Source organism: Caballeronia pedi, assembly GCF_001544915.2.
Taxonomy (GTDB): domain Bacteria; phylum Pseudomonadota; class Gammaproteobacteria; order Burkholderiales; family Burkholderiaceae; genus Caballeronia; species Caballeronia pedi.
In genome coordinates this window covers 47,268-59,929 of record NZ_FCOE02000044.1, presented here as the reverse complement: position 1 = coordinate 59,929, position 12,662 = coordinate 47,268, and the positions used below count along the sequence as shown (strand labels likewise).

Below are 12,662 nucleotides of genomic sequence, written 5' to 3'. Positions count from 1 at the left end.
TGAGTCCCGTGCAATACAGAACTCAGGCCTCGGCTACCCGCTAGAATTTAACCGTCCAACTTCGTGGGGTCAGTTCATTCGTGCGGGCGTTTTTCTGGCCTCAGACCCAGGTCGCGCGCGAACGATGAAGCGGGAGGTTCGCGCGGATATTGCAATCGGCGGGTAGCACTCGGGCCTTGGCTGCCTGCGCAGCGGGCGGCTCGCAGACGCGCCCATCCTCCGCACGCGCTGCAGGCGGATCGATTGTGTGCTGTCGGACTTGCAGCGTAATCGCGGATGCCGCGATCGCCACGAGTATCAGGGTCTCGCGATTAGCGAGCCGATTAAAGATTTTCACTACGCTCTCCTGTTGCCTTTGTCTTGCGCGCGTCTCGAACCGGATGCGCGCTGTAATGCCGTAGCGACAGCAAGTCATATGCCGCGCATGGACCGCTGCGGGCACGCCGCGTGCGCTATGAATCGGCGAGCCGCATCCCGCCGGGAGAGTGCGCCGTGACAATGTCGAAACCAATGGGAGGTGTTACATGAGCACGAACGTCGTATCGGTACTCAACGATCTCGTCGAAACCTCGAAGGACGGGGAAAAGGGTTTTCTCAAGGCCGCCGAGGATACGCGCGATCCGAGCCTCAAGCTGCTGTTTCAGAATCGCGCGCAGAAATGCACGGAAGGCGCGCGCGAGCTACAGGATATCGTTGCACGGCTCGGCGGCAAGCCGGAAACCGGCGGCTCCGTGGCGGGCGCACTGCATCGCGGCTGGGTCGATGTGAAGTCGGCCGTGACCGGCCACAGCGATCACGCGATCCTCACGGAGTGCGAGCGCGGCGAGGATGCCGCGAAGAAGAATTATCGCGAGGCGCTCGACAAGGATCTGCCTGCCGATATCCGTGCCGTCGTGGAGCGCCAGTATCAGGGCGTGCTGGAAAATCACGACCGCATCCGCGATCTGCGCGATCAGTACGCAGCCGCGAAGTCCTGATGCAATGATGCACGCGGCCCCGGCAAGCGACACGGGCCGCAAAAAAACAAACGGCCGCGCGATGCGGCCGTTTGTCCGTTCAGCGTACGAGCGCTGCGCTTACTGCGGCTGACCCTTGTCGTTGGTGCCGAGCGCCGAAGCCGCCGCCGCTGCCGACGCGCCCTTCAGCTTGTGCGCCTTGTCCTGCTGATGCAGATAGGTGCCCTTCTGTTTCTTCGCGTGTGCCGCGTCGGCGCCTGCCGTGGCTGCGTCGGATGCTGCCTGCGCGAAAGCCGCCGTCGAGAACGCCAGCGCGAGCGCGCCGATCAATGCCATCTTTTTCGTCTTCATGAAGAGCTCCTTTTTGCCGGGGCCTCTGAATGCCGGGCTGCTGCGCATTCGAGAGCCGCCTGTGTGAGTGACGCCCTGAACGGTCGTACTCGTTTTTAAGTTTCGAAGTGCTGCGAGGTGATGCGCACTGCGTGAAGCGTCTTTGCGACTGAGGCACCGGGCGATGCAAACCCGGGGGCCCCATGTGCGAACCCGCGCTTCGTCCGATTCCTCGCCTGTGCGGCGAATCGTCGAACCCCGCGCGGGTTCTGTGCTGCTGGCACTCAACCGCGGCCCGCCGTGGCGAAGCCGGGCATACGAACTATGCCATTACTTTGCAGCGATTTTAAGGTGGTTCTTCACGGAAGCAACACCCGAAACGTTCGAAACGACTTCTTCCGCAGCGGTCTTGTCCTCCGCCGACGGCACCGTACCCGTCAGCGAAACGATGCCCGACTTCGTCTTCACATGGATATGCGTGGACTTGACGTTCTTCGCGCCGAGCAGTTCGGCCTTGACCTTGGTGGTGATCGTGCTGTCATCGACCTTCTGGCCGATCGAGGTGTCCGAACCCTTCGTCGACGATGCCGAATTGGTCTGCGCACCCACGTTCAGCGCGAACACCACACATGCAATACCGCCTGCTGCCTTCAGGAATTGAGTCGTCTTCATGGCAATACTCCCATTTTGTCGATTATGGTCTGGCGCCCCGTTCGCCCGACTTCGTGCGACTTCGTGCGCGAGGCGGCTCTTCGATGACGTCCGCGCCGTAGCACGCGGATCGTGTACTCCCTTCCGCAACTTGCGTGCCGGACCTGTTCATCGCGCGATCCGAACACCGGACGGCTCTGTCAAAAGCCGCGCCCGTCAAGGCGTTCGTGCGATGTCGAACAAATCTTGGACGCTTGGCTGAGTTGTCGCCGACGGGCGCCGTGCGTCCGCTGAAAGCCGCGGCGCTTTTGTCTGGGCGCATGTAAAAACTGCGTGAAAGCAGCCTCCGGATGGCGTCAGAAGAACAGAGTGAAGCGCAAAAAACGTAGTGGCGTCGCGAGCTTAACGAACGATGGCACGGCTGTTGCTTAACTACCCGCAAACCAGCCCATTACGTCTAGAACAATCGAGGATTAGCAAGCAATGCCGCCTACACTCGAACTCCGCGCGAAGCAAACACTCGCCCTGACGCCGCGACTTCAGCAGTCGGTCCGACTTCTTCAACTCTCTTCACTGGAGTTCCAGCAGGAACTGAGAAACGCCCTCGACACCAATCCGTTTCTCGAATACGACGAGTCGCAGACCGAGGACAATGCGCTCGGCGCCGACAACGGCAGCTCGATGAGCGAATCCACCGCATCGGGCCCGAGCGATGGCGCTACGGAAGCGCCGCTCGCGCCCGAAACCGGCATGGACAGCGAGCAAAGCGCCGATAGCGGTTCGCGCGACGATTCGGTGAGCGAATTCTCATCCGATCCCTTCGGCCGCGGCTCCGCACGAAACAACGGCGACGGCGAAGGCTCCGATCCGGCCGACTGGGTGCGCATCGAGCCATCGTTGCACGACACGCTGCACGATGCGCTGCGCATGTATCAGTTGAACCAGCGCGATCGCGCGATTGCGCAGCTCATCATCGAAGCACTCGATGATGACGGTTATCTGCGCCAGGAACTGAGCGAGCTTGCGAACGTCGTCGAGATCGAACCCGCGTTGAATGAAGACGAGCTGACCATCGCGCTGAAGCTGGTGCAGTCGCTCGACAAGCCAGGCGTCGGCGCGCGCAATCTCTCCGAATGTCTGACGCTGCAGCTCGAAGCGCTCGAAGAAGACACGCCGGGACGCGCCGTCGCGATGGAGATCGTCGCGCATCATCTGGAGCGTCTTGCCCGCCGCGAACAGGCCGAGTTGCAGAAGAAGATCGGCTGCAGCGCCGATGAACTGCGTATCGCCTGTGCGCTCGTGCGCCGTCTCGATCCGAAGCCGGGCGAGAACTACGGCCAGAGCGAGGACAACTACGTGGTGCCCGATGTGATCGTGCGTCAAAACAAGCGGCAGTGGATCGTCACGATCAATCCGGCGGTGCTGCCGCGCGCGCGTATCCATCGCATGTACGCGGAGCTTTTCGCGCAGTCGGCGGGCGCGAGCCGTTCGCCGCTCGCGCAGCAGTTGCAGGAAGCGCGCTGGCTGATCCGCAACGCGCAACAGCGCTTCACGACGATCCAGCGCGTCGCCGAATGCATCGTGTCGCATCAGAAGGCCTTCTTCGATTACGGCGAGATCGCGCTGAAGCCGCTCGTGCTGCGCGATGTCGCCGACGAGCTCGGCCTGCACGAATCGACCATCTCGCGCGCGACGGGCAACAAGTACATGGCCACGCCGCGCGGCATCTTCGAGTTCAAGCACTTCTTCCCGCGCGAGCTTTCCACCGAAAGCGGCGGTACATGCTCGGCGGCGGCGGTGCGCGCGCTGCTCAAGGAAATGATCTCGCAGGAAAACACGCGCGATCCGCTGTCCGACGTGAGTCTCGCGAAGATGCTCGCGGACCAGGGCGTGATCGTCGCGCGCCGCACGGTGGCAAAGTATCGGCATCTGATGAAGGTGCCGCCCGCCGAGCTGCGCCGTCAGGCAAGCTGAAGCGCGCCCGGCTCTTTTCACGCTCCAGAGCGCTCGGCGACGACCCGGTCAAGCGAGGCGCCTGAGCGACATGAGCGTAGCCGAAGGCCGTCCGTTCGCGGACGGCCTTTTTTTTCGCGCCCGCCTCAGCGCCAGCCCGATGCCCGATGCGTGCGCTTTCGCGCCGCCGTCGCCGATAACTCCGCGCCCAGCAGAAACACCGCCGCCGAGTAGTACAGCCACATGAGGATGATCGCGAGCGATCCCGCCGCGCCGAACATGTTCGCCGTGCCCGCGTGCGCGAGATAGAACGCGAAGAGGCGCTTGCCGCCCTCGAAAAGCAGCGCGGCGGCGGTGGCGCCGAGCGCGGCGTCGCGCCAGAGCATGCGCGTCGTCGGCAGAAACTTGAGCAGCACGGTGAACGCGAGCATCAGCATGCAAAGCGATATCGCGCGCCGCGTCAGCCCCGACAGCACGATGAACGGACTGCCATCGCCGAGCACCCAGTGGCCGAGCAATTCGACGAGCGCATCGAGCACGAGCACCACCGCGACGAGCAGGCCCGAACCGACCACCAGCCCGAACGACATCAGCCGCACGCGCAGCAGCGTGACGATGCTCTCGCGTGTGCTCACCGCGGGTGTCGGCCAGATGACATTGAGCGCGCTATGCAGCGACGAGAACGTAGCCGATGCGCCGATCAGCACGCCCGCGAGCGACAGGATCGCCGTGCTGCGCGCGATGTCCGCGTGCCACGCGTTCGCGACGATCGCTTCCAGCGCGTGCGCCGCATCGACGCCCACGACGCCGCTGATTTCATCGAAGAGGCGGCCTTGCACGGCATCCGCGCCGAAGAACACGCTCGCCACCGCGATCACGATGACGAGCGTCGGCGCGAGCGAGAACGCGGCAAAGAACGCGATCGACGCCGAGAACATCGAGCAGTGGTCCTGCGACCATTGCGTGATGGGATCGACGATCCACGAGAGCCAGCCGAAACGCGTCGTGCGGCCCGAGGCGACGGGCGTCGATTGAGTGGGAACGTCCTGATCCATCGGCGAAAGCGTGAGCGTGGCGAAAGTGTCAACCGACGATGTTAGCCCCGCCCTGCGATGCGCGTGTAAAAAAGGCGCGCTCCCCGAAGGAGCGCGCCGTGTTCGAAGCGCGTGCGGCGATGCATGTCAGGGTCGATCGGCGCCTTCGTCCTCGATCCGGTCGGGCAGGATATCGGCGTCGGATTCCAGGTTGTTGTCGCCGTCCGCCGATGCCGCTTCGCCGGTGCCATAGCGATCCGTGTCGCTGTTGAGTTCGGCTTCGGACTGGCCGAGCGCGTGGGCGTCGAGTTCGTCCTCGATCTCGCCCGGATGGCGCTTCTCGCCCTGCACGTCCGAGCCGCTATCCGACGAGTCGCTCGGGCCGAGCGCGCCAGTGCCGTGTCCCTTGCCGTATTCCGCGCCGTCGTCTTCCGGCGGGTTCAATGTGCTTCCGCTCATCGTGACCTCCTTCGTTCGTGTCGACGATGATTCCGCAAGTCCCGTTCCGCGAACGCCTTCGGCTTCGAGCATGAAAAAGCCCCGCACGTGGCGGGGCCGTCATTGCAATCAAGCTGCGGCCAGCTCAGGCCTTCGCCGACGGACGCGTCGCACCGCTCGCGCCCGCCTTTACCGTCTTGACGGTCTTTTCGGTGACGGATGTCGCCGTCGCGACGCTGCGCAAGTCGGACAGGAACGAATCGCGCCAGACCGAAAGATTGTTCTCGCGCAGCGGCACCATCATGTCGGCGTGACGCGCCTGACGCTCGGCGAGCGGCATCGACAGCGCGCGCTCCAGCGCCTCGGACATCTGCGACAGATCGAACGGATTGACGACGAGCGCGCCCGGCAACTGATCCGCCGCGCCGGCGAATTGCGACAACACGAGCGCGCCCGGATCGGCCGGGTCCTGCGACGCGACGTATTCCTTCGCGACGAGATTCATGCCGTCGCGCAGCGGCGTCACATAGCCGACCTGCGAGAGGCGGAATAGCGCCATCAGCAGGTTGCGTTCGTATTTGCGGTTGAGATACTGGATCGGCGTCCAGTCGAGTTGCGCGAAGCGGCCGTTGATGCGCCCGGCTTCGCCTTCCAGGTTCTGACGAATGCGCTGATAAGTCTGCACGTCCGAGCGCGTCGGCGGCGCGATCTGCACGAGCGACACGCGGCCATGCCAGCCCGGCGCGTTCAGCAGCAACCGCTCGAACGCCTGGAAACGCTCGACGAGACCCTTCGAATAATCGAGCCGGTCGACGCTCATGATGAGCTTGCGGCCGCGCATGCTGTCGCGCAGGCTCTTCACCTGCTTGCGGTTCGCGAACTGATCGGCGGATTTCGCGATGGCGTCCGGATAGATGCCGATCGGATACGCGCCCACTTTCAGCATGCGGCCGAAGGCCTGCAGCATGCCGTCTTCTTCGTTGAAGTGGCCGCGGCTCGTGCGCTCCACGTAATCGATGAACGACTGCTTGTCGCTGTCGGTCTGGAAGCCGACCACGTCGTACTGGCACATCGCCGCGATCAGTTCCTCGTGCGGCGGGACGGTGCGCATGATCTCGGGCACCGGAAACGGGATGTGCAGGAAGAAACCGATCGGATTCGCAACGCCCAGCTTGCGCAGCTCCTGCGCGAACGGAAGCATGTGGTAGTCGTGCACCCAGATGATGTCGTCGGGCTTGAGCATCGACTTCAGCTTCGCCGCGAGGCTGGCGTTGACGCGCATGTAACCCGCGTATTCCTCGCGATCGAAGCGCGAGAGATCATTGCGATAGTGAAAAGCCGGCCACAGCGTGGCGTTCGAGAATCCTCGATAGTACTGGTCATAATCGCGGCGCGTGAGTCCGACCGTCGCGTAGGTCACCTTGCCGCCTTTTTCCACGACAGGCGCGCCCGCTTCGCCGACGATCTCGCCGCTCCATCCGAACCACACGCCCCCAGTCTCCTTGAGCGCGTCCAGAACGCCGATCGCGAGGCCGCCCGCGCTGGGCTTGCCTTCCTGGATCGGTGCGACGCGATTCGATACCACGATCAATCTGCTCATTACAGCATCACCTCATCAGTTGTCGTTGCATGCTCGAATTGGCGATCAAGGGTATGCAAAAGTTGTGCCCTTTTGTTGGTTTTTGTAAATGAAAGTTTGTATGAAGATGTTACGGACGAACGAAAACACGCGGCCAGGGCGGGCCGCGTAGAAATTTTTTATTCTTCTGCCGGGTGCTTCGCCGGCCTGGATCACGCGTCCTGCTCGGAGCCCAGGTCGCGTTGATAATCGATGCCCTCGCGACGCACGCCGCCCTGGTTGTGCTCGCCATCCGGCGGCGCGCCAGGCGCGGGGCGGTTCTGGCCAGCGGGATCGTGATCGGCGGGCGGCGCCGATGCCCCCTGCGCGCCGGCTGCCTTGGCCGCTTCGGCGCGTGCTTCGCGTTTGGACGAGTGACGCGCGGAGCGTCGAAGTGCGGGATGCCTCATGATGCCTCCAGAGAAGAAGGCCGTCGCGATAGTGACGTCGGCGGCGTCGGACCGTTGCGCTTGGGAGCGCGGCTTCAGAAAAAGCGACCGGCGACAGAGCGTGTCGCCGGTCATTGTTGCGCCATCCGTTGTAATCCCTACGTTCCGGATGGAAACTTATTCAAACCTTGCACGAATTCTGGGCATTGTCCAACGTCTGCAATCCAGCGTCCTGCGGCTTTGCTAATACACGTGCGGGGACTCGCCCGGCCCCGGCGGCGGATCGCCGATCGGCTGCGACGGCGGTACCGGCGGCTCACGCGTCGGGTCCGGATTGGTGTCGGGCGGGATCGGCGTGGGCGGCGGCTGGTCGGGCGGCGTGACCGGCGGGTCCGGCGGCTGCGGCGTCTGTGCTTCGATACGAGCGCCAACGGAATCGCGAACGGGCGTGCTAAGTGACATGGCGGGCTCCTTGCGGTCTTGTGATCGTACTTTCCCATCCAGCGCGCGGCGCGCGGATGCATTCGATCGGCAGCAAGGGGCATGCCCCTCGAAATCGCCCGTCCTCACTTTCCTGTCTCATTATCGGCGTAGAAAACGCGCCTGCCAATGAAAAACGCCTGCGGTTTTAAAAGCCGCAGGCGGTGATTTCGTCTAAAGATAAGCGAAGTTCAGGTATTTTCGCTGTCGGGATCGTTGATGTCGCCGCCCTCGCCCACGGCTGCCTTGTTGGCATCCTCGCCGTATTCGACAAGCCGGTTATAGAGCGTCTTCAGGCTGATGCCGAGGATTTCCGCGGCACGCGTCTTCACGCCGCCGCACTGATCGAGCGTCGCGAGGATCAGTTGCCGGTCGGCCTGCGCGAGCGACGTGCCGAACGGAATCGTCACCGCCGTGCCCGCCGACGGCTTCGACAAGGAGATTTGCAGCGGCACGGTCGCCGTGCTGTCCGAATCGTTCGCCGACATGATGTACGCGCGCTGCACGTAGTTCTTCAGCTCGCGCACGTTGCCGGGCCAGTTGTACGAGGCCAGCATCTCGCGCACGGCGGCCGGGAACGCCTTCTTCGTGTTGTAGCGGGAATTCAGTTCGTCGAGGAACGCCTGGCCGAGCAGTTCGACATCCTTGCCGCGTTCGCGCAGCGGCGGCAAGTTGATCGGAAACACATTCAGGCGGTGATACAAGTCGAGGCGCAGCTTGCCTTCGAGCACGGCCTGCTCGGGATCGCGGTTGGTCGCGGCGATCAGGCGCACGTCCGTCTCCAGCTCCTTGGTCGTGCCGACGCGCATGAACATGCCCGTCTCCAGCACGCGCAGCAGCTTCACCTGAAGCTCGATCGGCATTTCGGTGATTTCGTCGAGGAACAGCGTGCCGCCGTTCGCGCGCTCGAAGTAGCCCTTGTGCTGGCGATCCGCGCCCGTGAAGGAGCCGCGCTCGTGCCCGAACATCTCCGATTCGATCAGGTTCGGCGAGATCGCGCCGCAGTTCACCGCAATGAACGCATGCTTGCGGCGCAGCGACAGTTCGTGCAGCGTCTGCGCGGCGACTTCCTTGCCGGTGCCCGACTCGCCGATCAGCAGCACCGACGCGGCCGTCGGCGCGACCCGCCCGATCTGGTCGTACACCGTCTGCATGGTGGGCGAATTGCCGAGCATCAGACCGAAGCGGCCCATGCGGCGCAGTTCGCCGCGCAGCGTGCCGATTTCCGCCTTCAGGTCGCCGGCGCGCGGCAGGCGCGAGAGGATGGCCTTCACGCGCTGCATGTTGATCGGCTTGACGAGATAGTCGGCGGCGCCCATCTTGAGCGCGCTGACGGCGGATTCCACCGTCGCGTGACCGGTGATGACGATCACCTCGACGCCCGAGCGCGGATCGAGATCCTCGAAAAGATCGACGCCGGTGCCGTCGGGCAGTTTCAGATCGGTGAATACGACGTCCGGCGTCTGCCGCACGAGCTGAATGCGCGCCTCGCGCAAGTCGCCGGCGGTGGCCGTCGTCAAACCGTCTTCGCCGATGATCGCGGCTAGCGCCTCGCGGGTACTGGGATCGTCATCGACAATCAATACGTGTGGCATTGCGTCTCGAATTCTTCCATAGCGTTTCAGGGTCACACGCCAGCTGATGGCGTGGTCTTCTCCGTGCGGCAAGTCGCTGCGCGGGCCGGTGCGATTCACGCTTGCGCGCGATCGAAAGCGACCGGCGCAACGCGACATGCGCGAAAAATAAAATAATTTCCGATGTTCTGCACGCTTGGCGCAGTTCGACGTAAGTTTTGCCAATTAGGCCGCTTTATCGACGAACTTTCACAGATTATAAGCGTTCATCAAGGCAGAAACGCACGCTGGTTCAGCGTGCGTTTCATTGATCGCATCATTGAAGCGGCAACCGGTCGAAATCCCGGCCTCGCTCCTGAACGACCGGTCAACTGCGCGGGAAGCGCCACGCGTCGGGCGTGCCGCCGACCTCGCCGTGGCCGTTCACCACCTTGGCGCTCGCGCCCGTCGCGGGTGAGAGCACCTTGCCGCCCTCGTCTTCCCAGCGGTTCAGGTCACGCACCGTGCGCCGGCCCGCGGCATCCTGCGATTGCACCCATTTCCATGCGAGAACGCTGCCTACCGCGAACAGCGCGCCGAATATTCCGATCGAAGGCCGTGCCATTTGTGTTCACTCCCGTCGTCAAGATAAGTTGCTGGGCGGATCAGCGCGAAACCAGAAGCCCCACCAGAAAGCCGACGCCCGCGGCAATGCCGAGCGACTGCCACGGATTGTCCTTCACGTATTTCTCGGTGCAATCGACGCCCGCGCGATAGCGGCTTTGCGCGCTCGCCTGTGCGTCCTCTAGCGCGCCACGCGCCGAATCGACGTGATCGCGCAGACGCGAGCGCAGCGCTTCGACGCCCTCGCCCGGCAGCGTCGCCGACAATCGCAGCAATTCCTCCGAGTCGTTCAGCAACACCTTGATGTCTTCGATGATTTTTTGCTTGCCCAACGCAAGCTGGACAGTCGTCTGACTCATGAAATGTAGTCCTCGCCCAAGTGGGTTGTTGTCTGAAGCGGGTCGTAGCGTCGCTGCGTCAGTGCGTCTCGGCGACCGACACACGCTGCACGGCGAGGCGCTCGCCCGCCACGAAACGCGCCCGCAGGCTGCGCACGACGCCGCTTGCCATCAACGCGCCGCCCATCGCGGCGAACACGAGGCTCGTCACGTTCGCGGCGCGCGCGAGCGCTGGCGTGCCCGCCGCATAGCCTAGCACCGCGCACATCAGCGCGGTCACGAGCGCGACGGCGGCCCAGTGATAGATGTCGATCGGCTCGCCCGTCGCGAGTTCCGGTCGCGTGCCGCCCGAACCGTGGGCCCGGCGCGCACGGGGCTGACGCTCGGGTAGCTCGGGTATGGCGACGTCGAAATTAAAGTAGTTATCCATGATGCTTGCCTCTCTCGCCCATCCTCGTGTGTGCGCCTTCGAAGCAGATGCTTGTCGGCGACTTTCGAATAGAAATCACGATGACACCACGTATGCAGCTTTCGTGCCATGCCAGGCATCGGCATGCAGCGACATGTTTCAGCGCGGCGGTGACGGTGATCGGGTAACAATTACGCCATGGTCTTGTAAATTCTGAGAGCCGAAAGGAGAACCTTTCCGGAACGCGCCGCGCGGCTCAGACAAAATGCATCGCGCTCCGGTCGGCACATTGCCGCAAGGTCGTTGCGAATGGTTAAATAGCGTTTATGAGATAGGCTCGTTTGCAACGAACTCGCGATGCGAATGCATCCGGTGCAGACGATTCTGGACCGACGCACGACCAGGAAACGCGGCTCACCGAAATCGTGAGCACGACGGGCAACGCGCACGGGCGCGTCATATGCCGATGGGCGCGGTCATCCACGGTTGCGCCGCTCACGCGCGCCGACCCGCGCTCGCGGCCGGCTGCCACCGGGGCACACGCGCACGCCGCAGGGCGCCCGCCCGCACACCACATACGCAGAACTCAGGAACGATCAGGACACATGGCGTCAACCGATCTGGACCCGCCGCCCATCGCGGTCGGCGATACACCCGCGCAGAGAAGGCGCAACACGGGAGAAGTGCCGGGATTGAAGTCCTACGGACTGCTCTACGGCTCCTCGCCCGTGATGCAGGAGTTGTACGCGCAGATCGAGCGCGTCGCCGCCACCGATGCGACTGCGCTCATCATCGGCGAATCGGGTACGGGCAAGGAGCTCGTCGCCCGGACGATTCACGACCACAGCGCGCGCAAGGACGCGCCGTTCATCGCCGTGAACTGCGGCGCGATTCCCGACAATCTGATCGAAGCCGAGCTTTTCGGCCACGAGAAAGGCAGCTTCACGGGCGCGGTGCAGGGGCGCATCGGCTATTTCGAGCACGCGAACGGCGGCACGCTCTTTCTCGACGAGGTGACGGAAATGTCGCCCGTGCGGCAGGTGAAGCTGCTGCGCGCGCTGGAGACGGGCACGTTCTTTCGCGTCGGCGGCAACGATCTCATCAGTTCGGACGTGCGCGTGATCGCCGCGACCAACCGCGATCCCGTCACGGCCGTGAAGGAAAACGGCCTGCGCGAGGATCTGATGTATCGCCTCGCCGTCTTTCCGCTGCGCGCGCCGCCTTTGCGCGAGCGCGATTCGGACCGTGAGCTGCTCGCGCAGCATTTCCTCTCGGAAATGAATGCGCAGGAAGGCACGAGCAAGGCATTCAGCAAGCGCGCGCTCGATGTGCTGCGCACGTACTCGTGGCCCGGCAACGTGCGGGAACTCAAGAACACGGTGTATCGCGCGTTCATTCTCGCGGAGAAGACGGTGGAGATCGCGCATCCGCATCTCGCGTCGCGCGTGAAGAAACCGGTCACACAGGGCGACGCGATGAACGTCTGGGTCGGCACCCCGCTCGCGGATGCGCAAAAGCAGATCATCCTCGGCACGCTCAAGCACTGCGGCGGCGACAAGCGGCGCGCGGCGAAAGCGCTCGGTGTGAGCCTCAAGACCTTGTACAACCGGCTCGGCGCATACGAAAACGAGGACACCGAAGGCGGCGAAGCGGCTTCAGGCAACGATACCTAACTCTGGTTCGCACCATCCAGTAAAAGCGAGCGCGCACAACCGCGCTCGCTTTCTTTTTGCCTGCGCGCGATACACAAATCGAAACCTTCTCCCCGCGCTTGCAATTTCTTGCAATTTTCTCGACACGGTAATTAGAAGCATGCTTCAAAATGCGCGAAGCCCGCGCATCATGCCGTCTTTGTGTTTGCGGGCAGTGACTTGATGGCGATAGCTCAA

At 63.4% G+C, this 12,662-nt stretch carries 14 protein-coding genes; 3 read left to right on the top strand and 11 right to left on the bottom strand.

Annotation, left to right across the window (positions count from 1 at the left end; all coding sequences use genetic code 11):
- The first annotated feature begins 524 nt into the window (after positions 1-524).
- Positions 525-977: a PA2169 family four-helix-bundle protein gene (locus AWB80_RS36380; RefSeq protein ID WP_061179478.1), complete on the top strand. Its 453-nt coding sequence runs from the start codon at positions 525-527 to the stop codon at positions 975-977.
- A gap of 99 nt (positions 978-1,076) precedes the next feature.
- Here the strand turns inward: AWB80_RS36380 and AWB80_RS36375 are convergent, their stop codons facing one another.
- Entirely contained in the window at positions 1,077-1,307 is a 231-nt protein-coding gene (locus AWB80_RS36375; protein WP_061179483.1) for a hypothetical protein, read from the bottom strand.
- 309 nt (positions 1,308-1,616) lie between these two features.
- Positions 1,617-1,958, bottom strand: a complete 342-nt coding sequence (locus AWB80_RS36370; RefSeq protein WP_061179477.1) for a BON domain-containing protein — start codon at positions 1,956-1,958, stop codon at positions 1,617-1,619.
- Between the two features lie 462 nt (positions 1,959-2,420).
- Between AWB80_RS36370 and AWB80_RS36365 the strand changes: the two genes are divergently transcribed.
- Positions 2,421-3,911, top strand: coding sequence for an RNA polymerase factor sigma-54 (locus AWB80_RS36365; RefSeq protein WP_061179476.1), 1,491 nt, complete (start codon positions 2,421-2,423; stop codon positions 3,909-3,911).
- 125 nt (positions 3,912-4,036) lie between these two features.
- Here AWB80_RS36365 and AWB80_RS36360 read toward each other — a convergent pair whose 3' ends face one another.
- The 9 genes from AWB80_RS36360 to AWB80_RS36320 form a co-directional block, all read right to left on the bottom strand.
- Entirely contained in the window at positions 4,037-4,945 is a 909-nt protein-coding gene (locus tag AWB80_RS36360) for a YihY/virulence factor BrkB family protein (RefSeq protein WP_061179475.1), read from the bottom strand.
- Between the two features lie 126 nt (positions 4,946-5,071).
- Complete coding sequence (locus tag AWB80_RS36355) at positions 5,072-5,383, bottom strand: hypothetical protein (RefSeq protein ID WP_061179482.1); 312 nt, start codon at positions 5,381-5,383, stop codon at positions 5,072-5,074.
- Positions 5,384-5,507: 124 nt separating this feature from the next.
- Positions 5,508-6,962, bottom strand: coding sequence for an alpha,alpha-trehalose-phosphate synthase (UDP-forming) (gene otsA, locus AWB80_RS36350; RefSeq protein WP_061179474.1), 1,455 nt, complete (start codon positions 6,960-6,962; stop codon positions 5,508-5,510).
- Positions 6,963-7,153: 191 nt separating this feature from the next.
- Positions 7,154-7,390, bottom strand: coding sequence for a hypothetical protein (locus AWB80_RS36345; protein WP_061179481.1), 237 nt, complete (start codon positions 7,388-7,390; stop codon positions 7,154-7,156).
- A 222-nt stretch (positions 7,391-7,612) separates the two neighbouring features.
- Positions 7,613-7,831 carry a hypothetical protein gene (locus tag AWB80_RS36340; protein WP_061179473.1) on the bottom strand — a complete coding sequence of 73 codons (219 nt, stop codon included), beginning with the start codon at positions 7,829-7,831 and terminating at the stop codon, positions 7,613-7,615.
- Positions 7,832-8,040: 209 nt separating this feature from the next.
- Complete coding sequence (locus AWB80_RS36335) at positions 8,041-9,444, bottom strand: sigma-54-dependent transcriptional regulator (RefSeq protein WP_061179472.1); 1,404 nt, start codon at positions 9,442-9,444, stop codon at positions 8,041-8,043.
- 346 nt (positions 9,445-9,790) lie between these two features.
- Positions 9,791-10,027 carry a hypothetical protein gene (locus AWB80_RS36330; protein WP_061179471.1) on the bottom strand — a complete coding sequence of 79 codons (237 nt, stop codon included), beginning with the start codon at positions 10,025-10,027 and terminating at the stop codon, positions 9,791-9,793.
- Positions 10,028-10,067: 40 nt separating this feature from the next.
- Positions 10,068-10,385, bottom strand: coding sequence for an ElaB/YgaM/YqjD family protein (locus AWB80_RS36325; RefSeq protein WP_061179470.1), 318 nt, complete (start codon positions 10,383-10,385; stop codon positions 10,068-10,070).
- 58 nt (positions 10,386-10,443) lie between these two features.
- Positions 10,444-10,794, bottom strand: a complete 351-nt coding sequence (locus tag AWB80_RS36320) for a hypothetical protein (RefSeq protein ID WP_061179469.1) — start codon at positions 10,792-10,794, stop codon at positions 10,444-10,446.
- Between the two features lie 584 nt (positions 10,795-11,378).
- Between AWB80_RS36320 and AWB80_RS36315 the strand changes: the two genes are divergently transcribed.
- Entirely contained in the window at positions 11,379-12,446 is a 1,068-nt protein-coding gene (locus tag AWB80_RS36315) for a sigma-54 interaction domain-containing protein (RefSeq protein WP_061179468.1), read from the top strand.
- The last annotated feature ends 216 nt before the right edge of the window (positions 12,447-12,662 follow it).